This is a genomic window from Thiocapsa sp., assembly GCF_011390875.1.
GTDB lineage: Bacteria > Pseudomonadota > Gammaproteobacteria > Chromatiales > Chromatiaceae > Thiocapsa.
The window spans coordinates 22,612-47,738 of the sequence record NZ_JAABRP010000001.1 but is presented as its reverse complement, the minus strand read 5'-3'; the positions used below and the strand labels follow the sequence as shown (position 1 = coordinate 47,738).

Genomic DNA, 25,127 nt, shown 5'->3' with positions numbered 1-25,127 from the left:
CATGACGCCCATGGACGGCGCGACCCCGACGATGTTGCCTGCATCCGTCCCTGATGACGATACGCGAGTCCCGCTCGACCGATGCGTCGAGCGGCAGAGGCTCCCCGAACCACGGGGAGGGCTCGCAAGACGACCAAGACCCATCATTTTCTAATCTTAAAGGTGTGTTCCATGTTCAAGCTTGTCCAAGCAGCCTCGATCATCGCCCTTGCCGCCGCCGCGTCCTCCGCCGGTGCCTGGTACAACGCCCCCGTCGCGCCGGTCATGACCCCCGAGATGGCAGAGCAGCAGATGCAGGCCATTTCCGCACGGCATGAGGCCATGGCCGAGCAGCAGAACAAGGCCATCGAGCAGGCGATGGAGGCTCATCGGCAGTTGATGGAGCAGCGCGCGGCCGATTTCGCTCGGATGCCCTCCGGCATCGAATCGGGCTTCCCGGAGATGCCGCCGGTGCCGGAATTCGCCCAGTACCCTGCAATGCCAGAGATGCCGGCGATGCCTGAATTCGGTCAGATCCCGGCCATGCCCGAGACCCCGGCCATGCCCGAATTCGGTCAGATCCCGGCTATGCCTGAATTCGTGAAGACGCGTATGGATGAGATGGACGCCCGTCGCGCCAAGGTTCAGCAGGAAATTCAGGAGCGCCGCGACGCCTTCAAGGCGGAAAGCGAGCAACGTCGCGCACAACATCCGCGAGCTATCGAGCGCACCCACATGGCCGGTTATGCGCCGCACATGCGCCCGAGCAACATCTCGAGCCAAGACTGCCAGCCCAAGGTTCAAGTCCCCGAGCAGGAGGCCGACGCACCGGCACCCGCCGCAACTGCGCAGTAAAGGTCCGGTACGCCGAGGCGATCACCCCTAAACACGCCTCGCACATCATTCGAAGACCCCGGCAACGGGGTCTTCGTCGTTGCGATGAATATACCGAGCGCTTCGGGCCGGATCTAAACCGCGTCCCCGCTAAGGAACGGTTCAAAAACAACCGAAACACGTAGGATGGGTAGAGCGAAGCGAAACCCATCCAGCCCGCGCCAAGCGCCTCGGACCGAAGCCCGGTAACGCGGCGGTTTGGAGGATGGGTTTCGCTGACGCTCTACCCATCCTACGCGTTCATCAAGGTGTTCACCTTGTTTCTGAATCGTCACTAAGGGCTGTTGACACACCAAACGTCGAGCTCACTCGAAACTGAGCATCTCGCTCTGGACGCGGTTTAGGGCGACTCCCGCAAAATCCCATACCCGTTGTGCTGACGATAGGAGGCACAACTTGCGCCGACGGTTGGTTGTGCCTCACCACGACTCGGCACAACTACGCTCTTGGTATGAAGGTTTCCGGAGTTCGCCTAGGTTAAACCCTTGCCTGAAGCGCGCCGCGATCGACGGCTGTATCCACGGCGATATCGGTGGCTCGGCCCTGGTTGAAATAGTCCGCGAGAAATTCATCGAATCCGCAATCGTCGGCGGCCTCGATACCTTGCTGCTGCACAATCGACTCGCGCGCAAGCCGCTCGAGCAATGCTTCGCGCTCGGGATCAAGCCGGTGGCGTTTGAAGGTCTCCCGGTGGTCCTCAGTCAGGCGACGAGCGAAGGCGAAGAAGCCTTCCCGACGCTCATGCATCGTCTCGAGGATACGGGCCGACGGGGTCGCATGAGGATCCTTAACCTTCTCGCGCTGCCGCTCGACACTCTGCACGTGCGGACCATCAGACGCCCCGTCGAGGAGCTCCGCCACAGCGATCATATCGTCCAGGATCTCGGTCGCCCAAACCCGCAAGGGCACCGCCGTGCGTTGACGCGAGAGCGCAAGTCCCGGCTCACGTCCACGATGGGCAGTGAGGACCTGATTCTCGTCGATCTCGCGCCGCTCCCGCGCCCCGATGCGCGGGCTGTCGAGGACCAGGCAATAGAGCATCAGGGTTTCGAGCACGCGGATCTGCTCGGCCGTGATCCCGGCCGGCTCGAAGATATTGATGTCGGGCGACCGCAGCTCGACGTAACGCACACCTCGGCGCCGCAGAGCGAGCGTCGGGCGCTCCATCCACTCCGTGATCTGCTTGGGACGCACCGTGCTGTAATACTCGTTCTCGATCTGCAGCACGTTGGCGTTGAGCTGCTCGTAACGATCTCCGACCTTCACGCCGATCTTCTCGTACTGCGGACAGGGGGTCTCGATCGCCCAGGTCAGACTGCGCACGTATGAATCGAGGCTGTCGTAGCTCGCCTTCATCCCGGTGCCTTGCTCCTGTTGGTTTTGATACCCGATATCACCCATACGCAGCGAGGTCGCATAGGGGTAATAAAGCGTGTGGGGATCAAAGATCTGCAGATCGGTCTCGCGGCCCTGGACGAAGCTGGCACAGACCGCGGGCGATGCACCGAAGAGGTAGGGCACGATCCAGCCGACACGCTGTAGGTTGCGCACCATCCCCATCTGCACCTCGGAGCGGAAGGCCACGACATCCCCCTCTACACCCTGAATCTCTTGGTACAGATCCAAAAAGTTGTCGGCAAACGAGAAGTTGAAATGCAGGCCCGCAATCACCTGCATGGTGCGACCGTATCGGTTGCCCAACCCACGCCGATAGACGGTCTTCATAGTCGCGGCGTTCGAGATCCCGTATCGCGCCAGTGGGATACCCGCACCGCCCTCGAGCACGCAGGGCATACTGGTCGCCCAGATCAGCTCGTCGCCGAGATGACGGTAGACATAGGCATGGAGATCGGTGAGGAAACCCAGGACCTCGGCGACGCTGGACGCCGGGGGCGTAATCAGCTCGAGCAGCGCCTCGGAGAAGTCGGTCGTGATATAGGGATGCGTCAATGCGGAGCCAAGCGCTTGCGGATGCGGCGACATGGCAAGGTGGCCGGCCGCCGACGCACGCAAGCCCTCCTTCTCCAGGCCGATGCGATTGCCGCGAAGCGGTTCGGTCGCACCGGCGGAACGCAGTCGTTCGATCCGCGCTTCAAGATCCTTTCGAGACTGATTCAATGAATAACCCTTAAGATCGGCAGTGTGCTGCGCCCAACCCTGGCGATGGCCGATGAACGGCTAAACCATGGCGAAAGGATTCGGCAGAGTTCCCGCGCCCCGTCCGGACGAACATACTCGAGATTCGAAAACCTGAATCGCGTCGGCGGCAACGCCCGTGAGTCCATGCGATATCGATTCAACGCGAAAACAGCGCATGTCATCGAGGGACGCGATTCAGTCACGCATCACGGCACGCGGCCGTTCGGTGCGATCGAGCAACACGGCATCGGCGAGAATACGGGCCGCTTCTTCCACCTGGATGCGCGCAATGGCCTCGCGTTGGGCGTCGAGCAGATCCTCGTCGACCTGCTCGTCCTCCTCGTCGACCGGCGCAATCCCGCGAGCACGCAAGTACGCATTCTGCTGCTCCTTAAAGACACTTCCGCGCCGCTTGTCGTCCTCGCGACGGGCCTTCTCCTGGAGCGAGACATGGGTTTGGGCCTCGACGTCGCGCATCAGCTTGCTGCGCTCGACCAACATCGTGAAACCGGGGTCTTTCGACACACGTTCGGCGGACTGCAGGGCAAGGAGATCGACGCTGACCGAACCCGCCTTCTTGTAATCTGCGGGTCGAATTCGCGTCCAAGGCAGGGCGTTGTCGAGAGATCGCTCGCCGTGCTCGACCATGAGCTCTGCGGTCGGGAACCGAATATCCGGCTCGACACCGCGCAGTTGCGTACTCCCGCCGCTGATGCGGAAGAACTCGGCCATCGTCAGGCGCAAGCGCCCGAGGTTGTTCTGCTCGCCCGGGACATAACGATTCAGATCGATCAGGGTCTGAACGGTACCCTTGCCGAAGGTCGGTTCGCCGATCACCAGACCCCGCCCGTAGTCCTGGATGGCACCGGCGAAGATCTCCGAAGCCGATGCGCTGTCGCGGTCGACCAGCACGGCCAAGGGCCCGCGGTAGGCGAGACCGGGCTCCGGATCCGTCTCCACCTCGATCTTTCCGAAGGCATCCTTCACCTGCACGACCGGCCCGGTGTCGATGAAGAGACCGGTGAGCGAGGTCGCCTCGGCCAACGAGCCACCGCCGTTGCCGCGAAGGTCGATCACGATGCCTTCGACGCCCTTCAGGACCAGGTCGTCGATGAGCTGGCGCACATCCCGGGTCGTGCTGCGGAAGTTCCGATCGCCCGAGCCCTCGGCCTGAAAGTCCCGATAAAAGGCCGGGATCTCGATCACGCCGATCCTTACTCCCGGCGCATTGCCGAGGTCATCCAGGACAAGCGCTTTCGCGGCCTGATCCTCGAGCTTGATCTCGTTGCGTACGATCGCGACCTCGCGCACGCCGCCGTTGGTCGCGGCGGATTTCGGCAGCAGCTGCAGTCTTACGACCGAGCCCTTGGGTCCGCGAATCTTGTCGACAACGTCTTGGAGCCGCCAACCCACGACATCCTCGATGGCTCCTTCGAGCCCTTGTGCAACCCCGACGATACGGTCACCGGTCTGGACCTGACCGGACTCCCGGGCCGGACCACCGGGAACCGTGCTTTGGATAACCGTATACTCGTTGTCTGCACGCAGCACTGCGCCGATCCCTTCGAGCGAGAGCTTCATGCTGATGTCGAAGTTCTCGGATGTACTGGGCGACATGTAGCTCGTATGCGGCTCGAGCGTCTGGGTATAGGCGTTCATGAACGTCTGGAAGACGTCGTTGCCGTCGAACTGATGGGTACGACGAACCAACCCTTGGTAACGCTCGCTGAGCCGGTCGCGAATCTCCTCGTCCGTCTTGTCGGCCAAACGCAGCGTCAGGAAGTCGTTCTTCACGCGCCTGCGCCAGATCTCGTCCAGCTCGGCGCTGTCCTTGGCCCACGCCACATCGGGCGAGTCGAGCCTGAAGGTCTCGTCGCGATCGAAATCGAAAGGCCCCTTCAAGAGACTCTCGGCATAGACGACACGCTCGTCCACGCGCATCCGATAGACCCGAAAGACGTCGAAGGCCAGATCGAGCTCGCCGCGACGCAGCCCCTCATCCAAGCGTTTTGCACCGCCCTTGAAGCGCTCGACATCGCGTGCCAGAAAGAACGCACGGCTCGGATCGAGTGCCTTGAGGTAGTTGTCGAGGACGTTTTGCGCGAACGCAGAGTCGAGATCGACCTTCTTATAGTGAAAGCGTTCCAAGACCTTGTTGATTACGACCGCCGACTTGGTCTGGGCGGGGCTCGGAAACAGCTCCGACAAGGGAACCTGACGAGGAGCGGCAAGAACTAGCGTCGCCGCCAGGAAGGCCGCGACGAAGAAGACAAGGCGGGACAGGCGCGATCTCATAGGCATTTCTCGTAATCCATCTCTTTGAAGAGAGACAACGTTGCTCGGACGGGGTTTCTGGTCGGTGCCGCACGCACCTGCATCCAACGCCGAACGGACGATTGCCCGAAGCGGTGATATGGGTCCGCAACCGCCTCTCTTCATGTGTGCTCAAACCGCGCCCGGTACGGTATGCGTCATTTTTTTGGAGTGGCTTGGCCGCGCAGGCTCCGACGAAAGTCGGAGCCTGCGCGGTTTAACATATTCAAAAATATTAAATTCCAAACCGCGTTTCACTGGGATCAAGGATATCTACGAAGCCAAACGCACAATGAAAACGACGCGTATCGCGCTGGACGCGGTTTAGGTCTTGTAGACCTTGCGCCGGTACAAATCTGTGCGGCGACTCACGACCCGATCGACGAACAGCAGACCGTCGAGGTGGTCCATTTCATGTTGGACCGCGCGCGCCTCGTAGCCCTCCATCAGGTATTCGTTCTCTTGGCCGTCGAGATCCTGGGCCTTCAACCGGATGCCCGTGGCGCGGATGACGTTGCCGGTGTAGTCCGGAACCGAGAGGCAACCTTCGCGACCGATCGCGTAGCCTTCCCAATGGACGATCTCGGGGTTTACCAGGATGAGATGGCCGTGATTGGGGGTCTTCGGACGACCCGAAACATCGACGATGACGATGCGCTGAACGCGCCCGACTTGCGGCGCGGCAATACCCACCGCGGCCGGACCGGCCAGACGGGTTTCTTCGAGGTCCGCCACAAAACCGCGCAAGTCGTCGTCGAAACGCTCGACCGGCACGGAGACCTGCTTCAGACGCGGGTCGGGAAGCTTGAGGATATCCAGAATCGCCATGGCTCAGCCGATCAGAACATCGACAGGCGCGACATCGACAGAAACGCCGCGGGTGCTCAGTGCCGACAGCGCCGTCTCCATCTCTTCGATGGTGCGCTCGCAGTAACCCTGGATATTCATGATGTAGACCGGGTGTTGCGCATCCCCGGCGACATCGGACTCCAGCTCCAGGATATTGAACCCATGCTCGGCGAGGATCTCGGTGACATCCGCAACGATGCCCGCACGATCGGCCCCGAAGACCCGAACCTGGAGATTCGGTACCAGGTGCCGGTGCAGACCGCCCGGCACCGGATCCAAGTGAACGCGCAGACCCAGCTCCTCGGCCACCGGGCGCACGGCAGCCATCAGCTCCTCGCAGGGTCGCTCGCCGCTTACCATCAGCATAATGGTGAAGTTGCCGCCGAGGCGGATCATGGACGCCTCGCCGAGGTTGCATCCGCAGGTGTAGAGCGCTCGCGTCACGCGCGAGACGATCCCCGGGCGGTCGGCTCCGACCAATGTCAGCATGTTCCAATCAGGCATCGTATGTGTCTCCCGCAACGGCAGCGCCGTGGCCGACGCGATCGAGCCAGATCAGGCTCGCCATTCGCCCGGTAACGCCGTCGCGCCGATACGAAAAAAAACGTCGTGAATCCGAATGGGTACAGTAACCGCCTCCGTAGACCGCTGTCACCCCGAGCCTGGCAAGCCGGCGGCGTGCCAGACCGGCCAGGTCGGCGAGGAAACGCCCGTCGCGCGATGCACGGAAGGCATCGATCGACTCAGGATCCGCCTCGAGGAATCGCTCGCGTACCTCTGGACCGACCTCGAAGGCATCCGGACCGATGGCCGGACCAAGCCAGACCAAGAGACGCTCGGACGGGATGCGGTCGAACGGGCGATGCTGGGAGGCGATCCGGGCGGACGAAACACCCATGGCCGCGATCGCTCGCTCCAGGATGCCGGATGCCAGACCGCGCCAGCCGGCGTGTACTGCCGCCACGCGGGTACCCTGGTCATCGCACATGAGGACCGGCAGACAATCGGCCGTCATGACGACACAGACCACACCGGCCTCGCTGGTCACGGCCCCGTCCGCCTCGCATCCTTCGCGCTTACATGCACTGCTCGAGATGGCCGCATCGTCGCCGACGAGTCGGCAGCCATGCACCTGTCGGAGCCAAAGTGGCTCGCTCGGGAGCTGCAAGCACTCGCCCAGGATGGCGCGATTGCGCGCGACCCGTTCGGGCGTATCCCCGACATGATCCGCCAGGTTGAGGCTCGCATAGACACCGCTCCCGACACCGCCGTCGCGCGTGGTCGAATAGGCCCTGACGCGGGCCGGCGCAGGCCAGTCGGGTTCAATCATCTCCGGCATGATCCTCTCCGACTGGAGCCGCTCTGGCGACGTCGCCTTCACGCCGACGCCTCGCCCCGAAACCGCTCCAGCAACTCGGCGAGATCGGCCGGCAACGGGATCTCCCAGCTCATCGCCGTGCCGAGTGTCGGATGCGCCAAACCCAGGCGCAAGGCGTGCAGCGCCTGACGCGGGAAGCTCTGAAGCGCCTCGACAAGACCCGTGGATGCTCCCTTGGGCGGCCGCGGTCGACCGCCGTAGGCACGATCCCCGACCAGTGGATGCTGCGTGTGTGCCATGTGCACGCGAATCTGATGCGTCCGCCCGGTCTCGAGCTCGACGGCAAGCAGGCTGTGACCGGCAAATCGCTCCAAGACCCGGTAGCGGGTGATCGCAGGTCGCCCGTTCGCGACCACGGCCATGCGGGTTCGCTGTGTCGGATGACGCCCGACCGGAGCCTCGATCCGGCCGCCGGCGACCACCTCGCCGATGACCAGGGCACGATACTCACGGTGGACCTGCCGAGCCTGCAGCTGCTCGACCAAGGAGCGATGCGCCTCGAGCGTCTTGGCCACCACGAGAAGCCCGGTTGTGTCCTTATCCAAGCGGTGCACGATGCCGGCCCGCGGCACGCGCGCCAGCCCAGGAGCATAGTTGAGCAGGGCATTCTGCAAGGTCCCGTCGCGATGCCCCGCCGCCGGATGCACCACCAGACCGGCCGGTTTGTCGAGCACGAGGATCTGCTCGTCCTCGAAGACCCGATTCAGCGGGATCGCTTGCGGGAGACAATCGCCGACCGGCTCGATCGGCGCGTCCAACTCGATCAGCTCGCCGCCCCAGACCTTGTCGCGCGAGCGCCGCGCCACCCCGTCGACCCGAACCTGTCCGGACTCGATCCAAAGCTGCAGCCGGCTGCGCGAGAGCTCGGGGATCAAGGCCGCCAACACGTGATCGAGCCGGCGGGCCGCAAGCTGCGGCTCGACCCGGATCTGGCGTCGCATGCGCATCACCGAAGCGACGGGCTGCGGGACGTCCGGCGTGACTTGCGTCATGACCGATTCACCGATTCGCTGCGGGCATATCCTCGCGCGCGAGGACTTTTTCCTTCGGGTATACTGCGTGAGGAAATCAACAGGTATCTCTGATTCATGCGAAGAACGTTAACACGACTGCCGGCGCTCGTGCTCGCCGTCGCACTCGCCGGATGCGGCGTCTTCGGCAAAGAGATCGATCTCACCGAAAACTGGAGCGCAGCGAGACTCTACGCCGAGGCATCCTCCGAGCTGGATTCGAGCAACTATGCCAAGGCGATCGAGTATTACGAGAAGCTGGAGGCACGGTATCCGTTCGGGCGTTACGCGATGCAGTCGCAGCTCGACATTGCCTACACGCATTATCGCGCGGACGAGCCGGAGGCCGCGATCGCCGCGGCGGATCGCTTCATCAAGCTGTATCCCCAAAACCCGTACGTGGACTATGCCTATTATCTGAAAGGTCTGGTCAACTACAATCGCAGCGTCGGGTTTTTGGATCGTTACATTCCGATCGACGCCTCGCAGCGGGATCCGGGATCGGCGCTCGATGCCTTCGTGGACTTCTCGGTCTTGGTCGAACGCTTTCCCGACAGCCGCTATGCCGAGGACGCCCGGCAGCGCATGCTCTACCTGCGCAACAATCTCGCAAAGCACGAGGTCAATGTCGCACGCTATTACATGCGCCGCGGCGCCTACCTCGCTGCAGCGAACCGTGCGAACTACGTGATCGAACGGTTTCAGCGAACAAGTGCCGTGGAAAGTGCCCTCGAGGTGCTGATCGACGCCTACACCGCACTTGGAAAACGCGAGCTGGCGGCCGACGCGAGGCGGGTTCTCGACTTGAATCGGGAGGCGGGTCGTTTCATCTCCGACGAGCCGGAACCCGGCGAAGTCAGTCTCGCGCGCAAGGTCTGGGACTATCTCAGCCTCGACGAGAATTGACGCCCGGACACGACATTCCGGCGCCGTGACAGGGCGCTGCGCCGGGATGACTTAACCCGGGCTGCAAGGGCTTGAATGCAACCCGGACCTAGAATGACCGCGGCTCAGACTGCGGCCTCGTTCTCTTCCCCGGTGCGGATACGCACCACATGCGTCACATCCGAGACGAAAATCTTGCCGTCGCCGATCTTGCCGGTGCGAGCGGCGGTCGTGATGGCGCTGATACAGGTCTCCACCAGATCATCGGTGAGCACAAGCTCGATCTTGACCTTGGGCAGGAAATCCACGACGTACTCGGCGCCCCGATACAGCTCGGTATGCCCCTTTTGACGTCCGAAACCCTTGACCTCGATCGCGGTCATGCCGGTGATGCCCGCGGCGGAGAGCGCCTCGCGGACGTCGTCCAGCTTAAATGGCTTAATGATGGCTTCAACCTTCTTCATGACGCTCTCCATTGTGGGAACCGGCTACCGAAGCCGCTAAGTATAAGTTCCGTGCATGCCGTTGAACAGCGAACGGGTTGAACCGCGGCTGCGACGACGATCGCCGACCGGGCAATGCACGCTGAACCAGAACACGAAACCCCTCTAAAACAGTGGATTAGAATCTGCTCGTGATTGGATACCGGCGATCGCGACCGAACGCCCGGGTGGAGATTCGCACGCCGGGCGGGGCTTGGCGGCGCTTGTATTCGTTGCGATCGACCAACCGGGTGATCCGACGCACGATCTCGGCCGGATACCCACTCGCGACGATGCCGTCGACACCCTCGTCCTCTTCGATATAGAGCCGCAGGATCGGATCCAAAACCTCGTAGGGAGGAAGGCTATCCTGATCGGTCTGATCGGGCCTTAGCTCGGCGGACGGCGCACGCGTGAGTACACGATCCGGAATGACCGGGGAGCGACGGTTGCGATAGCGCGCCAGCCTGTACACCAAGAGCTTCGGCACGTCCTTGATGGGCGCGAAACCGCCCGCCATGTCGCCGTAGAGGGTGGCGTAGCCCACTGCCATCTCGCTCTTGTTTCCGGTGGTCAGCAGGATGCGCCCGGTCTTGTTGCTGATCGCCATCAGGATGATACCGCGGCAGCGCGCCTGAATATTCTCCTCGGTGACGTCCGCGGCCAGACCCTCGAATGCCGGCTCGAGCATCGACAGGAACGACCGGAACGCCGGCTCGATCGAGATCAGCTGAGCCTTCACGCCGAGTGACTCGGCCTCCTCGAAGGCATCCGCGTTGCTCATTCGGGAGGTATAGCGCGACGGCATCAAGACGCCCTCGACCGCATCGGCACCCAACGCATCCACGGCGATGGCGAGCGTCAGCGCGGAGTCGACACCGCCCGAGAGCCCGAGCACCGCACCGCTGAAACCGTTCTTGCGAACATAGTCGCGCACACCCAACACCAGGGCGCCGTAGACGCTCGCCTCCTCCTGCATCTCATCGTCGTCGATCGCCTGCGTGCTGCGCTCGGGCGTCGAACCGACCGGGCTCCCCTCGTCATCGAGGTCGAACGTGAGCAGGTCCTCCTCGAAGACCGCCGCGCGATGCAGGATCCGACCGGTGCCGTCCGCGACAAACGAGGCACCGTCGAAAACCAATTCATCCTGCCCCCCGACGAGGTTTGCATAGACGACCGGGATGGCGTGCTCGCTCGCCCGACGCGCGACCAGTGCCTCGCGCTCGGCACGTTTGCCGACATGAAAGGGCGAGGCATTGATGTTGATCAGGATCTGCGCACCGGTTTCGACCGCCTGCCGTGTCGGGTCTTCCTGCCAGATGTCCTCGCAAACGCTCAGGCCGATCCTCAAGCCCAAATGCTCGAGCACCAAAGGGGTTGCGCCGGCCTGAAAGTAACGCTTCTCGTCGAAGACGCTGTAGTTTGGCAAATGCTGCTTCGCGTACTCGCCGATCACCTCACCGTCGCGTACCACTCCCGCCACGTTGAACAGTCCGCCGACGGCCCGAAGCGGATAGCCCAACACCAGGGTGATCCCTCGACACTCGGCACGGATCCGCGCCAAGGCGGACTCGACGCGCTGCATCAGCTCCGGGCGCAACAAGAGATCCTCCGGCGGATAACCGGTGAGGGTCAACTCGGGAAAGACCAACAGATCGACCCCGTCCGCACGCGCAGACGCCGCCTCGGCGATCACCCGATCGGCGTTGCCCACGACATCCCCGACAACGAGATTCAACTGCGCGACCCGGATACGACATCCCACGGCGGGATCCTCTAGTAGTGATCAGAAGCTCAGCAACGATTCAAAAATAACCGAAACGCGTTAACCAAGATGTTGACCTTGTTTCTGAATCCTCACCTCATGTGACCAGCTACCGCCGAGAAGCTCCGCCAGTCGACTCCCCATCTCCGCCGGCGAGCGCACGGTAACGGCGCCGGCCTGCTCCAAGGCCGCGTACTTGCCTTCGGCCGTCCCGCGTCCGCCGGTAACGATCGCTCCCGCATGACCCATGCGCTTACCGGCAGGCGCCGTTACCCCGGCGATGTACGCGACCAGCGGTTTGGAGATCCGCTCGCGGATGACCTCCGCGGCCTCCTCCTCGCCGCTGCCGCCGATCTCGCCGACCATGATGATCGCCTCGGTCTGAGGGTCCTGCTCGAACAGATCCAGACAGGCGACGAAATCGAGACCCTGGATCGGATCCCCGCCGATCCCGATGCAGGTGCTCTGCCCCAGACCCGCTTGGGTGGTCTGCCAGACCGCCTCGTAGGTCAGGGTTCCCGAACGCGACACGATGCCGACCCGACCGGGCGCGTGGATGTTCCCCGGCATGATGCCGATCTTGCAGGCGCCCGGTGTGATGATGCCCGGACAGTTGGGACCGATCACGACCGCCGGGCTACCCGCTAGCGCGGCCTTGACCCGTACCATGTCCAGAACCGGGATCCCCTCGGTGATGCAGACAATGACCCGAATCCCGGCGTCCGCGGCCTCCAGAATCGCATCCGCGGCATAGGCCGCGGGCACGTAGATCATGGTCGCATCCGCGCCCGTGTCGCGAACCGCTTGGTGCACGGTATCGAAGACCGGCCGATCGAGATGACGCTGCCCGCCCTTGCCCGGGGTCACGCCGCCGACCAGGTCGGTGCCGTAGGCGATCGCCTGCTCGCTGTGGAAGGTGCCCTGCTTGCCCGTGAAGCCCTGGCAGATGACCCGTGTGCTGCTGTCGACGAGAACGCTCATCTCAGACCCCTCCGGCGACGGCCGGTCGACCGGCGGCCGCATCCACGACCCGCCGGGCCGCCTCGCCGAGACCCGCCATCGTCTCGACCGCCAACCCGCTGTGGGCCAGCATCTCAAGCCCCTGCGCGGCATTGGTGCCTTCCAGGCGCACCACCACCGGGACCGAGACCTGAACCTCCCGTACCGCCTCGATGATGCCCTCGGCGATCAGGTCGCAACGCACGATGCCGCCGAAGATGTTCACCAGCACCGCGCGGACGTTGGTATCGGAGAGAATCAACTTGAACGCCTCGGCGACGCGCGCCGCGGTTGCACCGCCGCCGACATCGAGAAAGTTTGCCGGTGCGCCGCCATGCAGCTGCACCAGATCCATGGTCGCCATGGCGAGCCCGGCCCCGTTGACCATGCACCCGATGTTGCCGCTGAGACTGATATAGCTCAGCTCATGGCGCTTCGCGGCCAGCTCGCGCGGATCCTCTTGGCCCGGGTCGCGCAGCGCATCCAGGTCCGGGTGGCGATAGAGTGCGTTGTCGTCCAGGTTGATCTTGGCGTCCAACGCGATCAGCTCACCGCGATCGTCGACCACCAGCGGGTTGACCTCCACCAGACTCGCGTCCTTCTCGACGAAGAGTCGATACAGTCCGTCCATCAGCAGCCCGAGCGATTTGATCTGGCTCGCGTCCAGGCAGAGCCCGAAACCCAAGCGGCGCACCTGATAGGGTTGCAGACCGACCGCCGGATGCACCCGCACCCGCAGCAAACGCTCCGGCGTCTCGGCCGCGACGCGCTCGATGTCCATCCCGCCGGCCTCCGAGGCGACAAAGAGGACACGCTCGGTCTCGCGCTCCAGCAGCAACCCGAGATACAGCTCGCGCGCGATCGCCATCGGCCGCTCGATCAGGAGCCTGTCGACCGGCAAGCCGTCCGGCGCGCTCTGACCCGTGACCAGACGCGTACCGAGCAGACGCCGTGCGGCAGTCTCGACGGCGGACGGACTCTCGGCCATGATCACGCCCCCGGCCTTGCCGCGCCCGCCCGCATGGACCTGCGCCTTCACGACCCAGCGCTCCCCGCCGAGCGCGCTGCACGCCGCCCCGGCCTCCTCGACCGTGCTCGCCGTCACGCCGTCGGGGATGCGGATCCGGTACTCGTCGAACAGCCGTTTCGCCTGGTATTCGTGTAGATTCATGGTGTGCTCGCCGTCGCGGTGTGCCGAATCCCGAAGCGTCGCGACCTCATGGCCGCGCCCCCGCCATTCTGGTCTAATCGGCGGCAGATTGGCAAAGGCGCATTCATCCTCCGCACGCGATACGCCGACCGAGGGCGTAACCGAGCATGAGACCATCAACGATGAATCATCCCGAATCCACGGCGGGGCTCCTGAGCTCGGCAGCGCGCCCCGAAAGCATTCAACAACCCGGGCAGCCCGGTCACCCGTATCCAACCTGGCTCGCGCTGCGCTGGCTGTTTCTGTTTCGGCTCGTAGTGCTGATCGGACTCATCCTACTGTTCTCGCCCTCGGCGCTGGACCCGCTCATCACGCCCGCCAACGCCTCGCTGGCCTGGAATGTCCTCATCGTCTACGCCATCCTGGTGCTGCTGAGCGGCCTGACCCTTTACGCGCATTGGCCGAGCCGCGGGAGTCAGGTCCACCTCGCCACCTATATCGACATCATCGCCTTTACCCTCTTGATGCACGCCGCTGGCGGCGCTGCAAGCGGTATCGGGATCCTGATCGGCGTGACCGTGGCGGCCGGAGCACTTCTCATGGAAGGGCGCCTGGCGCTTCTGTTTGCGTCCTTCGCCGCCCTTGCCGTGCTCACCGAGCAGATTTATTCGGACCTCTACGGGGGCGTTGCGACCTCGAGCTATACCCAGGCCGGTCTGCTCGGCGGCATCTTCTTCGCCGTGGCACTCCTCGCGCACGTGCTCTATCGCAGGGTGCGCGAGGCCGAGACCATGGCGGCGCGACGCACGGTCGATATCGCCAATCTGACCAAGCTCAACGCCTTCATCATCGCCAACCTCGAGACCGGCATCCTCGCGGTCGACGGCGAGCGGCATCTTCGCCTGAAGAACAAGGCCGCCCTCGAGCTTCTCGACGTCGATCTGGTCAAGCCCGGCAGCTCCCTCGGCGATTTCTCCCCGGAGATCGTCGAGTGGCTCGAGACTCAGGTCCACAATCCGGCGCCCGAGGGCACCCTCGTGCGCGTCGGCGAGCGCGAGCTGCGTGCGACCCTCAAGCTACTCGGCGATTATCGGGCCTCCGGCGCCTTGATCTATCTACGCGACAACCAGGAGCTTACCCGCGAGGCCCAACAGATCAAGCTGGCCGCACTCGGCACTCTCACCGCCAGCATCGCCCACAACATCCGCAACCCCTTGAGCGCCATCACCCACGCGAGCCAACTCTTCGCCGACGGCAAGGATTTGCCGGAAGACGACCGCCACCTGCTCGACATCATCCGGCGCAACAGTGCACGCATCGACGAGACGGTGCGAAGCGTGCTCCAGCTTTCACGCCGAGATCGGATGGATCCGGTGTTGCTCGATCCGGCACGCTGGATCGAGGAGTTCGCCGAGGAGTTTCGCGAGACCCACCGACTGGCGTGGGAACGTCTCGCGCTCGAGATCACCTACTCGCCCGATCCGGTCGAGGTGGATCCGCGTCATCTGCACCAGATCATCTCCAACCTGTGCGAGAACGCCCTGATTCACGGTGGTTACGGCAACGAGCCGCCGCGCATCAAGATCCGGCTGCTTCCCACCGACGAGACTTCCGCTCGGCCCCTGATCGAGATTGCCGACGAGGGGCCCGGAATCGACGCCAAGACCGCGCGCGACATCTTCAATCCATTCTTCACCACGAAGACCAGCGGCACGGGCCTCGGTCTCTATATCGCCCGAGAATTGGCCGAGACCAACGGCATCCATCTCACTTATGAGCCCGCCGAGCCGCACGGCAGCCGATTCAGGCTCCATTTCGCCCGCTGACGGGCTCCTGTCAAGGGGGTCGCATGGCTTCTGTCGGGCTCTGCCACGCGTTATGCTTGGAGAGCAGACGCAAGCCGGAAAAAACGAGACAACGATGTCCTGAGCACCGATGGATTGCATCGGGGCAGCACGCTCCGAACCCAACCACCCTGACCACACCGAGGGAGCTGGCCTAATGACGAAGGCTCAAGCGCTGGTCGTCGACGACGAGTCCGATATCCTCGACCTCTTGAAGATCACCCTCGGCCGAATGGATATTCGGGCATTGACCGCCATGACGGTCATCGATGCCAAGCATCAGCTCGAACGCAACCGCTTCGACCTCTGTCTGACCGACATGAGCCTCCCGGACGGGAACGGCATCGACCTGATCCGTCATATCTCCGAGCACTATCCCGACCTCCCGGTCGCCATGATCACCGCTCACGGCAACATGGAATCGGCAGTCGCAGCCATGAAGGCCGGGGCTTTCGACTTTGTCCCCAAACCCGTGGATTTGCAGCTCCTACGCCAGCTCGTCGGCTCGGCGCTGCGACTGCGCGAGACCGCGGCCGCCGGGGAAGGCAGCCGCAGCGCTACCGAGGCAAGCCTGATCGGGGACTCGCGCGCAATGGAGCAGATCCGCCAGATGATCGGCAAGCTCGCGCGCAACCAAGCCCCGGTCTTCATCACCGGCGAGAGCGGCACGGGCAAGGAGCTCGCGGCTCGACTCATCCACGGCCAAGGCCCGCGTGCCGCCGGGCCGTTCGTTGCCGTGAACTGCGGGGCGATTCCACAGGACTTGGTCGAAAGCGAGCTGTTCGGTCACAAGAAAGGCAGTTTCACCGGCGCCGTGAGCGACAAGGAGGGGCTTTTCCAAGCCGCCTCGGGCGGCACCCTGTTTCTCGACGAGGTCGCCGATCTGCCGTTGCCGGCGCAGGTGAAGCTGCTGCGCGCCGTCCAGGAGAAGAGCGTGCGCCCGGTCGGCGCCCAACAGGAGGTCGCGGTCGATGCACGGATCATCAGCGCCAGTCATCGCGATTTGAACCTGGAGGTCGACAAGGGACACTTCAGGCAAGATCTCTTTTATCGCATCAACGTCATCGAGCTGCGCATGCCCGCGCTGCGCGAGCGCCCCCGCGACATCCCCGCCCTGGCGGAGCGGATGCTGCTGCGTATTGCTCGGCATCATAAGGGCCAGCCCGCTATGGCCCTCTCGGCGGATGCCCTGGAGGCATTGATTGACTACGGTTTTCCGGGCAACGTGCGCGAGCTCGAAAACATCCTCGAGCGCGCGACCGCACTTTGCGAAGGGTCGGTCATCGAGGTCGGGGACCTCTATCTCCCTCAGACCGACGGCCCGGCGCTCGCCGCACCGGCACAGATCGACGACAGTGTCCCGTTGGAGGACTATCTCGGCGAGATCGAGAAGAAGGCGATCCTCGATGCGCTCGACGAGACGCGTTGGAACCGCACCGCCGCGGCAAAGAAGCTGGGGATGACCCTGAGATCGCTGCGCTATCGTCTCGCCAAGCTCGGCATCGAATAGCCGATCGCATGCCGCGACCGGACCGAACATGACACCATCGAATTCCGACCTGCAAGACCCAGCTCCATCCCGCGATCCCTTCGTCGACTGGGTGCGCCAGGCCACACCCTACATCCACGCGCACCGCGGACGCACGTTCGTGATTGTCTTCGGCGGCGAGGCAGTCGCGGATCCGCGCTTTCCGGATTTGGTCCACGATATCGCCCTGCTGCACGGGCTCGGTATCCGGATCGTGCTGGTACACGGCGCGCGCCCCCAGATCGAGGCCCGGCTCGCCGGTCGCGGTGCACAGCTGCGCTATGTCAACGGGCTGCGGATCACCGACCAGACGGCGCTCGCCTGTGTGAAGGAGGCCGCCGGGGTGGTCCGAGTCGAGATCGAGGCCCTGCTCTCGCTCGGGCTCGCCAACTCGCCGATGGCCGGCGTGCGCATCCCGGTTGTCTCGGGCAATTTCGTAACGGCGCGCCCCCTGGGCGTGATCGACGGGGTCGACTACGCCCACACCGGGGCGGTGCGGCGGATCGACCGTCAGACACTGCGGGCGGTGCTCGATCAGGGTGCGGTCGCCTTGATGCCGCCGCTCGGCTATTCCCCGACCGGCGAGGTCTTCAATCTGAGCGCGGCCGACGTGGCGCGCGGCGCGGCGGTCGCGCTCGGCGCCGACAAGCTGATCTTTCTCACCGAGGACCCCGTCGCCAAGGATCCCGCCGGGGATGCGTCCCCGAACAGCGAGACCCGCGATCTGCCCCAGGATCTGCTGGGGCCGAACCTCTTGGCCCGCGACATCGACGCCCTGCTCGCCGCCTCGAGCGGGATTCCCGAAGATGTCGCACAGTGCCTGCGCGCCGGTGCCGAGGCTTGCCGTAACGGGATCCGACGTGTGCACTTGGTGCAGCGCCGGCGCGGGGGCGCGCTGTTGCGCGAGCTCCTCACCCCCGACGGCAGCGGCACGCTGATCTCCGCCGAACCCTATGAGGAGCTGCGCCCGGCACGCATCGACGACGTCACGGGCATCCTCGAGCTGCTCCGACCGCTCGAGGATCGCGGGGTGCTGGTGCGGCGCTCGCGCGAACGCTTGGAGACCGAGATCGACCGTTTCTTCCTGACCGAGCGCGACGGCTTGATCACGGCGTGCGCGGCACTTTACCCTTACCCGAGCGCGGCGATGGCGGAGTTGGCCTGCGTCGCGGTGCACCAGGAGTATCGGGCGAGCGGACGTGGCGATCGACTCCTCGCCCACATGGAAGACATCGCCCGCGCGGGCGGTATCGAGCGCCTGTTCGTCCTCACCACCCAAACCGCACATTGGTTTCGAGAGCGCGGATTCGAGCCCGGGTCGCTCGGTGCCTTGCCGATGGAACGGCAAGCCCTTTACAACTTCCAGCGCAACTCGCAGGTCTACATCAAGGTGCTTTAAATCGCGTTCACCGCCACATGCGCGGGTTCGGTATTGGCTCGGCGTCGAGCGCGTCTTGATACGCTTGAGCGAACGCGATTTAAGATTCTGAAGATCATCAATTTTTTTGACTCAAACGGCAAAGCCGTCGTCTGATCAGGCGATGGCCGAGCCGTTCTTTTTGCGACCCGATCATAATGATGTCGATCCCGATGATGACCACACCAACAGGACCCTCCGGCGATTCGGAGCAACGGCGGTTCCGGACGGCATTGACGTTGCCTCCGCTTCTGCTCGTGTTCTCGATGCTCCTCGCGAGCAACGCGCTCGCGGCCGAGCCGGCACCGGCCGGCTCGACCCTGGCCACACCGGCGAGCAGCAGCGACGGTCTTCCGTCGGTCGATCAGGTCGAGGCCAGGATCGCGGAGGTCGCGGCCGATACGGCGCTCGACGAAGCCGGCAAGGCTGCATTGACGGAGTTCTATCGGCGGGCACTGGCCAACCTCGAGGCGACTCGGACCTTCGACACCCAGGCCAAAGAGCTTGCCGAAGCGCTGACGACGGCACCTGCCGAAACCGCGGCAATCCAGCAACGGCTGGCGCAACGCGAGCCGCGGACGGGCGGCGTCGTCGAGATCCCGACCGATCTGTCGACCGAGGAGATTACGCAACGCCTGAGCGTCGTCCTCGCCGAGGCCGCCGTGGAGGAGACACGCATCGGCGAGCTCGACAAGGCCATCGAGCGCAGCACGGGTCGCCCCGCCGCGATTCGCGCACGCTTGTCCGAGGTCAAGACCGCTCTCGGCGAGCTTGAAGCCGACCTAAGCCAAGCCAAGAGTGAAAGCGCGGATGCCGCGGCGAGCGAAGCGCGCCGATGGGCGCTTGAGACGCGTCGGGCATCGCTCTGGGCCGAGAGCCGGATGCTGGAGCAGGAGCTGCTGGGTCTGTCGGTACGCGAGGCACTGCAACGCGCACAACGCGAGGAGGCGACCCTGAAGTGGGAGAGCCTCCGAGCCAGGCAGCGCCAGCTCGAGGAGATGCAGAATCAGCGGCGTCGCAACGAGGCGGAGGCGGCGCAGCGTGAATCCGAGCGCGCACGGATCGAGGCCGCCGACAAGCATGCCCTGGTGCAGGAGGCGACGCAGGAGAACGCCGAGATCACGACATCCATGGGCGATCTGGCGCGCAATCTCGAGGATCTCGACTTCGAGATCGAGACCCTCGAGGCCGAACGCAAACGGGTGGAGCAGGATTTCAAAGCGGCACAGCAACGCATCGAGGCCGCCGGACTCAGTAAGGCACTCGGTCAAGTCTTAGTCGAGCGGCGCGACGAGATCCCCGACCTGCGCCGACTGCGCGGGGCGATCGAGGAGCGCGAAGACGAGATCGCCGAGGCCACGCTTAGACAGATCCTCTATCGCGAGGAGCAACGTCAACTCCGCGATCTCGACGCCTACCTCGACGAGCTCACCACACGTGATCCGACGGCGCAGGCCCCGGAGGTGCGCGAGCAACTCGAGGCGACACTCGAGCAAAGACGTCGTTTGATCACGCAGGCGCTCGTCGTCGAGGACGACTACATCCGCCAGCTCGGCGAGCTCAACTACGCCGCCGACCAGCTGATTCATACGGCCAAGGGCTACGACGGCTATCTCGCCGAAAGGCTGCTTTGGGTGCGCAGCACCCTTCCGGTCGGCCTCGAGACCCTCGTCACCCTTCCATCGGCCATCGGCTGGCTCATCGCGCACGAGCATTGGATCGAGGTCGCACGGGTGCTTGCACACTCGGGAAGGCACTCGCCACTGACCTGGGGCTTAACGCTCGTCATCGTCGCCCTCTTCTGGAAGCTCTCGGCGCTGCGACGCGCGATCCGCGCTACGGCCGAGCCGCTGCGCAAGATTCGCACCGATCGCCTGAGCCACACCGCCAAGGCCATCGGCCTCAGCCTCTTGGCCGCACTGCCCATCCCGCTCTTGCTGTGGTTGATCGGACTGCAGCTGTCGACATCCATCGAGGCCACCGGCTTCACGCGCGCGCTTGGGTCGGCCCTTATCGGCACCTCCGTCGGTCTGTACTATCTGCGCGCCTTCCGAACACTTTGCATCACCGGAGGGGTGGCCGACCGACACTTTCGCTGGAGCCAAGGAACCCTCCAGCGGCTCAGACGGGAGTTTGATTGGTTCAGCGTCTATATCGTCCCGATCGCCTTAATCACCATCGTTCTCTACAACGACAGCGACCCCGCCTTCAGCGGGAGCCTCGGACGCCTGGCGATGGTGGCGACCATGGTCGGTTTTTCCGTCTTTTTGGCGCGCCTGTTGAATCCTGCGAAGGGTGTCGTGCAGAAGGTCCTCGCGGAATCCCCGAACAGTTGGTTCAACCGCTTGCGTCACATCTGGTTTCCGGTGATCGTCGGTGCGCCGCTGGGCCTGGCGGTGCTCGCGTTGCTGGGCTACGTCTACACGGCCGGAGTCCTGTTTGAGTCGCTGGTGCAGCAAACCTGGCTTGCGCTTGCCTTGATCGTGCTGCATCAGGTGATCGTGCGTTGGCTGATCGTCACACGACGTCGCTTGGCGCTGACGGCGGCCGTGGAGCGTGCAAGCGCCCGCCGCGCGCAAAACGAGGCCGAACGTAAAGAGACCGCCCCGAGCGCCTCGGAGCTGCAGGTCGACGAGCCCGAACCGGATCTCGCCGCTCTCGACGAGCAGACCCGACGCCTGATCAATGCCTCGGTGTTCTTCACCGCATTGCTGGGGGTGTGGCTGACCTGGTCGGATGTCTTGCCGGCCCTGTCCATGCTCGAGCGCATCCCGCTTTGGTATTACGACGGGATGGTCGACGGCGTGGTCCAGCCAGTCCCGGTGACGGCGGCCAACCTGGGCCTAGTGCTGGTGATCCTCTTCGTTGCGACCGCTGCCGCGAAGAACCTCCCGGCCCTGCTGGAGATCCTGCTGCTGCAGACCGAATCCGTCTCGGCGGGCGGGCGTTATGCCATCAAGACCCTGGTGAGCTACGCCATCACGGTCGCCGCCTTCCTCGTCGCATTCAGTACACTCGGGCTGAACTGGGGGCAGGTGCAATGGCTCGTGGCAGCGCTCGGCGTCGGTATCGGCTTCGGCCTTCAGGAGATCGTGGCGAACTTCATCAGCGGCATCATCATCCTGTTCGAACGTCCGGTGCGGGTCGGCGACATCGTCACCATCGGGGATACGACCGGTGTGGTGACCAACATCCAGATCCGCGCAACCACCATCCGGAACTGGGACAGACAGGAACTCTTGGTCCCGAATAAGGAGTTCATCACCGGACGTTTGTTGAACTGGAGTCTGACCGATCAGCAAAACCGCATCACGATCCCGATCGGGATCGAATACGGAAGCGACACGCGCAAGGCACTGAGCATCCTCGCTCAAGTCGCCGAGCAGCACGAGCGAGTCCTCAATGATCCCGCCCCCTTGATCAGCTTCGAGGGCTTCGGCGACAACGCCTTGACCATCGTCCTGCGCTGTTATCTCAACTCGCTCGACGGACGGATCGGCGTCGCCACCGAGCTGCATCAAGCGATCTACGATCGCTTCAAAGAGCAGGGGATCGGAATGGCGTTCCCGCAACGCGATGTCCATCTGTCGCTGCGCGCGCCCTTGGATATTCGTTTGGATCCTGCCGTTCGCGACGCGGTTCGTCCCGCGGGGTCGGTTTCGCAAGGCGAGTAAGGACTCGAGCGCTTTTCCGAAAAGACCCGGTCCGGGGGAAAGAGCCGCACTCGACGGCTCGTTGAAAGAGCAGGCCCGCACCATCCGCGGGCCATCGGGCTCAGCCCAGTTCGTCGAACTCGGGGTCGTCGAGAAGCTCGCGAAGCCGTTTGATCTCGCGCATATGCTCGATCCGACGACGCACCGCCAAGTTCGCCGCGGGGGCGCGCGAATCCGGGCCCGTCATCGACGGCACACGCTCGTTGGCTTCCTCGCCGTAACTGCTCTCGTTGTCCATCATCTCCGCTACCTCGGGTCACACTTTCGTAAGGGAATATTCGGCGCTCTTTAATCGAAAGCAAACTCGGCGTCAAGCGATAATTTGCCCCTGCCTCGACCCGGGGCGCGTCAGGCTGCGCAAATCGACTCGGGTGTCGGCGCGGATCGAGTTGCCCCGCGTCATCGGGGGCCTCAAGATACCGGGTCGACACCGAATCGATTTTGAGAAAAAGGAGACCCTGCGTTGAACGAGCGAGCGATCCTGATCTGGGACCTACCGACCCGCCTCTTTCACTGGCTGCTCGCGTTGCTCGTCGCGGCCGCGTTCGTGACCGGTCTGCAAGGCGGGAACCTAATGGTTTGGCACGGCCGCATCGGTCTCGTGATCCTGGGCTTGCTCGTCTTCCGCCTCGCCTGGGGCGTGCTGGGCTCGACCTATGCGCGATTCGGACATTTCGTGCGTGGACCCGGCGCGGTAATCGACTACCTGCGAGGTCGGTGGCAAGGGCTCGGACACAGTCCTTTGGCAGCCCTATCCGTGCTCGCCTTGCTCGGCCTGCTGCTGTTTCAGTCGATCAGCGGCCTCATGACCAACGACGATATTGCCTTCAGAGGCCCCCTCTACGACCTGGTCTCGAAGGCTACGAGCAACTGGATTACCGGTCTGCATCGGCAAAACGTGTGGCTGATCGGCACACTGATCGCCCTTCACGTCGGAGCGATCCTCTTCTATCGCTTCGTGCATAAGGACGATCTGGTCATGCCGATGATCCACGGGCGCAAGCGGGTCTCGGGCGCGGCGGCGAAACCGGCGACCGGCGGTGGGTGGCTCGCCTTCGTCGCGGCCTTGGCCGTTGCCTTTGCCGCCGTGTGGATCGCCGACGGCGGGCTCCTTCCGCCACCCCCGCCGCCTCCGCCACCCGGCAGCATTCCGACGTGGTAACCGAGGTCGACACACAAGAACGCGGCCGTCACCGGCAATTGAGTTGCCCGGCGACCGATGTTCTGGTACTTAAGCGTGTTTTTCGCGGCAGGCCCGGCCAGCCGTATCGGGCGCATGCCATCCACGACAAGAGCCTTCGGGAGTACATTCATGGCCGAAGCGAACGCCACTCAAGCCAGCACAGCCGAGTTCGAGCCCTACCGCCAAGGCACGGACGAGGACTACATGAGTCCCGAGCAGGAGGCTCATTTTCGCGAGATCCTCCTGGCCTGGAAGAAGTCGCTCATGGAAGAGGTCGACCGAACCGTACACCACATGCAGGATGAGGCCACCAACTTTCCCGACCCCAACGATCGCGCCACGCAAGAGTCCGAGTTCAGCCTGGAGCTGCGCACCCGCGATCGCGAGCGTAAGCTGATCAAGAAGATCGACGAGGCGCTCGGTCGGATCGACGACCACGAATACGGCTTCTGCGAGGCGTGCGGGGTCGAGATCGGCATCCGCCGTCTCGAGGCGCGGCCAACCGCCACACTCTGCATCGACTGCAAGACACTCGACGAGATCCGCGAACGGCAGCGCGGGTGATCGGTTGCGCGGGACCCGGATCTCGGTCGCGAGGCCGATGCGCGGTCCCGCCGACCCCGGTCCGACCGGCGTCGCCGGAGGGACCGCGTATCGCGGCCGCTTTGCTCCGTCTCCGACCGGCCCACTCCATCTCGGCTCGCTCCTCGCCGCCGTGGCCAGCTACGCGGACGCCCGCGCCAACCGAGGCATCTGGCTGGTACGGATGGAAGACCTCGACCGTACGCGCGAGATTCCCGGGGCGGCCGACCTGATCCTACGCACCCTGAGCGCATTCGGTTTCGAATGGGACGAGGGCGTGATCCATCAAAGCCGTCGCACCGACGCCTATCGAGATGCACTCGACACACTCAAGGCTCTGGAGTTGACCTATCCGTGCGGGTGCAGCCGCGCCGAGGTAGCCCGAGCCGGCCGTTCGGGACCCGAGGGCCCCCTCTACCCCGGAACCTGCCGCGCCGGTCTCGCGCCCGGACGGCGTCCACGCACCGAGCGCTTCCGCACCCCGCCGGGCAGGCTCGCCTTCGAGGACCGAATCCAGGGGAAACAGGAGCAGATGGTCGATGAAGCGGTCGGCGACTTCGTACTGCGGCGCGCCGACGGCATCCACGCCTACCAGCTCGCCGTCGTCGTCGACGATGCCCGCCAAGGAATCACTCAGGTGGTTCGCGGCGCGGACCTGCTGCTCTCGACGCCCCGCCAGATCCTGCTGCAACGTGCGTTGGGATTGGCCCAACCCGGCTACGCGCATGTCCCCTTGGTCTTGGACACGCAAGGCCGAAAGCTCAGCAAGTCACTGGCTGCCGCACCGGTCGACGCGCGCGATCCTCTGCCCGCCCTGCGCGCAGCTTGGACGTTGTTGGGGCAAACCCCACCGCCCGCGGATCTCCACATCGATGCCTTTTGGACGTGGGCGATCCCCGCGTGGCGGATTGCGCGAATCCCGTCCCGAACCTCGGCGACATGCCCGGCTTGACGGCGTGCAATTAAGCACCGGAGAGACCTACGCCGGTCGGGGCAGGCCAGGACCGGGCGTCACCC

General features: G+C 64.1%; 20 protein-coding genes. 9 read left to right on the top strand and 11 right to left on the bottom strand.

What is annotated here, in order from left to right; all coding sequences use genetic code 11:
- Positions 1-171 precede the first annotated feature (171 nt).
- Positions 172-834, top strand: coding sequence for a hypothetical protein (locus GPT33_RS00195; protein ID WP_296804680.1), 663 nt, complete (start codon positions 172-174; stop codon positions 832-834).
- A gap of 516 nt (positions 835-1,350) precedes the next feature.
- On the opposite strand, the gene gshA is transcribed toward GPT33_RS00195, so the two are convergent.
- From gshA to rluD, 6 genes are all read right to left on the bottom strand, one after another.
- A complete protein-coding gene (gene gshA, locus GPT33_RS00190; RefSeq protein WP_296804678.1) occupies positions 1,351-2,991 on the bottom strand; it encodes a glutamate--cysteine ligase in 1,641 nt (546 codons plus the stop codon).
- A gap of 216 nt (positions 2,992-3,207) precedes the next feature.
- The gene (locus tag GPT33_RS00185; protein WP_296804676.1) at positions 3,208-5,307 is read right to left on the bottom strand and encodes a carboxy terminal-processing peptidase; all 2,100 of its coding nucleotides are present in this window, start codon (positions 5,305-5,307) and stop codon (positions 3,208-3,210) included.
- Between the two features lie 342 nt (positions 5,308-5,649).
- Positions 5,650-6,153 (bottom strand): peptide deformylase, encoded by a 504-nt coding sequence (gene def / locus GPT33_RS00180; protein WP_296804673.1) that lies wholly within the window; start codon positions 6,151-6,153, stop codon positions 5,650-5,652.
- Between the two features lie 3 nt (positions 6,154-6,156).
- On the bottom strand, positions 6,157-6,678 hold the full coding sequence (locus GPT33_RS00175; protein ID WP_296804671.1) for an ACT domain-containing protein: 522 nt from the start codon (positions 6,676-6,678) through the stop codon (positions 6,157-6,159).
- Positions 6,671-7,513: a peptidoglycan editing factor PgeF gene (gene pgeF / locus GPT33_RS00170; protein ID WP_363928876.1), complete on the bottom strand. Its 843-nt coding sequence runs from the start codon at positions 7,511-7,513 to the stop codon at positions 6,671-6,673. The genes GPT33_RS00175 and pgeF overlap by 8 nt, the downstream gene beginning before the upstream one ends.
- Positions 7,514-7,551: 38 nt before the next feature.
- Positions 7,552-8,499 carry a 23S rRNA pseudouridine(1911/1915/1917) synthase RluD gene (gene rluD / locus GPT33_RS00165; RefSeq protein WP_296804701.1) on the bottom strand — a complete coding sequence of 316 codons (948 nt, stop codon included), beginning with the start codon at positions 8,497-8,499 and terminating at the stop codon, positions 7,552-7,554.
- 141 nt (positions 8,500-8,640) lie between these two features.
- On the opposite strand from rluD, the gene GPT33_RS00160 reads away from it, so the two are divergent.
- On the top strand, positions 8,641-9,468 hold the full coding sequence (locus GPT33_RS00160) for an outer membrane protein assembly factor BamD (protein ID WP_296804668.1): 828 nt from the start codon (positions 8,641-8,643) through the stop codon (positions 9,466-9,468).
- 104 nt (positions 9,469-9,572) lie between these two features.
- On the opposite strand, the gene GPT33_RS00155 is transcribed toward GPT33_RS00160, so the two are convergent.
- The 4 genes from GPT33_RS00155 to sucC form a co-directional block, all read right to left on the bottom strand.
- Entirely contained in the window at positions 9,573-9,911 is a 339-nt protein-coding gene (locus tag GPT33_RS00155) for a P-II family nitrogen regulator (protein ID WP_093032757.1), read from the bottom strand.
- 157 nt (positions 9,912-10,068) lie between these two features.
- A complete protein-coding gene (locus GPT33_RS00150) occupies positions 10,069-11,694 on the bottom strand; it encodes an NAD+ synthase (RefSeq protein WP_296804664.1) in 1,626 nt (541 codons plus the stop codon).
- Positions 11,695-11,754: 60 nt separating this feature from the next.
- A complete protein-coding gene (gene sucD, locus GPT33_RS00145) occupies positions 11,755-12,675 on the bottom strand; it encodes a succinate--CoA ligase subunit alpha (RefSeq protein WP_296804662.1) in 921 nt (306 codons plus the stop codon).
- Position 12,676: 1 nt separating this feature from the next.
- Complete coding sequence (gene sucC, locus GPT33_RS00140) at positions 12,677-13,864, bottom strand: ADP-forming succinate--CoA ligase subunit beta (protein WP_296804661.1); 1,188 nt, start codon at positions 13,862-13,864, stop codon at positions 12,677-12,679.
- Positions 13,865-14,025: 161 nt separating this feature from the next.
- Between sucC and GPT33_RS00135 the strand changes: the two genes are divergently transcribed.
- From GPT33_RS00135 to GPT33_RS00120, 4 genes are all read left to right on the top strand, one after another.
- Entirely contained in the window at positions 14,026-15,669 is a 1,644-nt protein-coding gene (locus tag GPT33_RS00135; RefSeq protein ID WP_296804659.1) for an ATP-binding protein, read from the top strand.
- A gap of 175 nt (positions 15,670-15,844) precedes the next feature.
- The gene (locus GPT33_RS00130; protein WP_296804656.1) at positions 15,845-17,197 is read left to right on the top strand and encodes a sigma-54 dependent transcriptional regulator; all 1,353 of its coding nucleotides are present in this window, start codon (positions 15,845-15,847) and stop codon (positions 17,195-17,197) included.
- A 28-nt stretch (positions 17,198-17,225) separates the two neighbouring features.
- The gene (gene argA, locus GPT33_RS00125; RefSeq protein ID WP_296804654.1) at positions 17,226-18,614 is read left to right on the top strand and encodes an amino-acid N-acetyltransferase; all 1,389 of its coding nucleotides are present in this window, start codon (positions 17,226-17,228) and stop codon (positions 18,612-18,614) included.
- 194 nt (positions 18,615-18,808) lie between these two features.
- On the top strand, positions 18,809-22,306 hold the full coding sequence (locus GPT33_RS00120; RefSeq protein WP_296804652.1) for a mechanosensitive ion channel domain-containing protein: 3,498 nt from the start codon (positions 18,809-18,811) through the stop codon (positions 22,304-22,306).
- A gap of 100 nt (positions 22,307-22,406) precedes the next feature.
- Here GPT33_RS00120 and GPT33_RS00115 read toward each other — a convergent pair whose 3' ends face one another.
- Complete coding sequence (locus GPT33_RS00115; protein ID WP_007192069.1) at positions 22,407-22,586, bottom strand: PA3496 family putative envelope integrity protein; 180 nt, start codon at positions 22,584-22,586, stop codon at positions 22,407-22,409.
- A 222-nt stretch (positions 22,587-22,808) separates the two neighbouring features.
- On the opposite strand from GPT33_RS00115, the gene GPT33_RS00110 reads away from it, so the two are divergent.
- The 3 genes from GPT33_RS00110 to gluQRS all read left to right on the top strand — a co-directional run bounded on the left by GPT33_RS00110 (position 22,809) and on the right by gluQRS (position 25,062).
- Entirely contained in the window at positions 22,809-23,507 is a 699-nt protein-coding gene (locus tag GPT33_RS00110) for a cytochrome b/b6 domain-containing protein (protein ID WP_296804648.1), read from the top strand.
- Positions 23,508-23,657: 150 nt separating this feature from the next.
- Positions 23,658-24,092: an RNA polymerase-binding protein DksA gene (gene dksA / locus GPT33_RS00105; RefSeq protein WP_296804646.1), complete on the top strand. Its 435-nt coding sequence runs from the start codon at positions 23,658-23,660 to the stop codon at positions 24,090-24,092.
- Between the two features lie 37 nt (positions 24,093-24,129).
- Entirely contained in the window at positions 24,130-25,062 is a 933-nt protein-coding gene (gene gluQRS / locus GPT33_RS00100; protein ID WP_296804644.1) for a tRNA glutamyl-Q(34) synthetase GluQRS, read from the top strand.
- The last annotated feature ends 65 nt before the right edge of the window (positions 25,063-25,127 follow it).

Bases quoted from the DNA above. Each gene is read 5' to 3' on its own strand.
- sucC (WP_296804661.1), bottom strand. From the start codon at position 13,864: ATGAATCTACACGAATACCAGGCGAAACGGCTGTTCGACGAGTACCGG.
- gluQRS (WP_296804644.1), top strand. From the start codon at position 24,130: ATGCGCGGTCCCGCCGACCCCGGTCCGACCGGCGTCGCCGGAGGGACC.
- argA (WP_296804654.1), top strand. From the start codon at position 17,226: ATGACACCATCGAATTCCGACCTGCAAGACCCAGCTCCATCCCGCGAT.
- GPT33_RS00120 (WP_296804652.1), top strand. From the start codon at position 18,809: ATGACCACACCAACAGGACCCTCCGGCGATTCGGAGCAACGGCGGTTC.
- GPT33_RS00130 (WP_296804656.1), top strand. From the start codon at position 15,845: ATGACGAAGGCTCAAGCGCTGGTCGTCGACGACGAGTCCGATATCCTC.
- GPT33_RS00115 (WP_007192069.1), bottom strand. From the start codon at position 22,586: ATGATGGACAACGAGAGCAGTTACGGCGAGGAAGCCAACGAGCGTGTG.
- GPT33_RS00160 (WP_296804668.1), top strand. From the start codon at position 8,641: ATGCGAAGAACGTTAACACGACTGCCGGCGCTCGTGCTCGCCGTCGCA.
- GPT33_RS00195 (WP_296804680.1), top strand. From the start codon at position 172: ATGTTCAAGCTTGTCCAAGCAGCCTCGATCATCGCCCTTGCCGCCGCC.
- GPT33_RS00175 (WP_296804671.1), bottom strand. From the start codon at position 6,678: ATGCCTGATTGGAACATGCTGACATTGGTCGGAGCCGACCGCCCGGGG.
- def (WP_296804673.1), bottom strand. From the start codon at position 6,153: ATGGCGATTCTGGATATCCTCAAGCTTCCCGACCCGCGTCTGAAGCAG.
- GPT33_RS00135 (WP_296804659.1), top strand. From the start codon at position 14,026: ATGAATCATCCCGAATCCACGGCGGGGCTCCTGAGCTCGGCAGCGCGC.
- GPT33_RS00185 (WP_296804676.1), bottom strand. From the start codon at position 5,307: ATGAGATCGCGCCTGTCCCGCCTTGTCTTCTTCGTCGCGGCCTTCCTG.
- GPT33_RS00155 (WP_093032757.1), bottom strand. From the start codon at position 9,911: ATGAAGAAGGTTGAAGCCATCATTAAGCCATTTAAGCTGGACGACGTC.
- sucD (WP_296804662.1), bottom strand. From the start codon at position 12,675: ATGAGCGTTCTCGTCGACAGCAGCACACGGGTCATCTGCCAGGGCTTC.
- dksA (WP_296804646.1), top strand. From the start codon at position 23,658: ATGGCCGAAGCGAACGCCACTCAAGCCAGCACAGCCGAGTTCGAGCCC.
- pgeF (WP_363928876.1), bottom strand. From the start codon at position 7,513: ATGCCGGAGATGATTGAACCCGACTGGCCTGCGCCGGCCCGCGTCAGG.
- rluD (WP_296804701.1), bottom strand. From the start codon at position 8,499: ATGCGCATGCGACGCCAGATCCGGGTCGAGCCGCAGCTTGCGGCCCGC.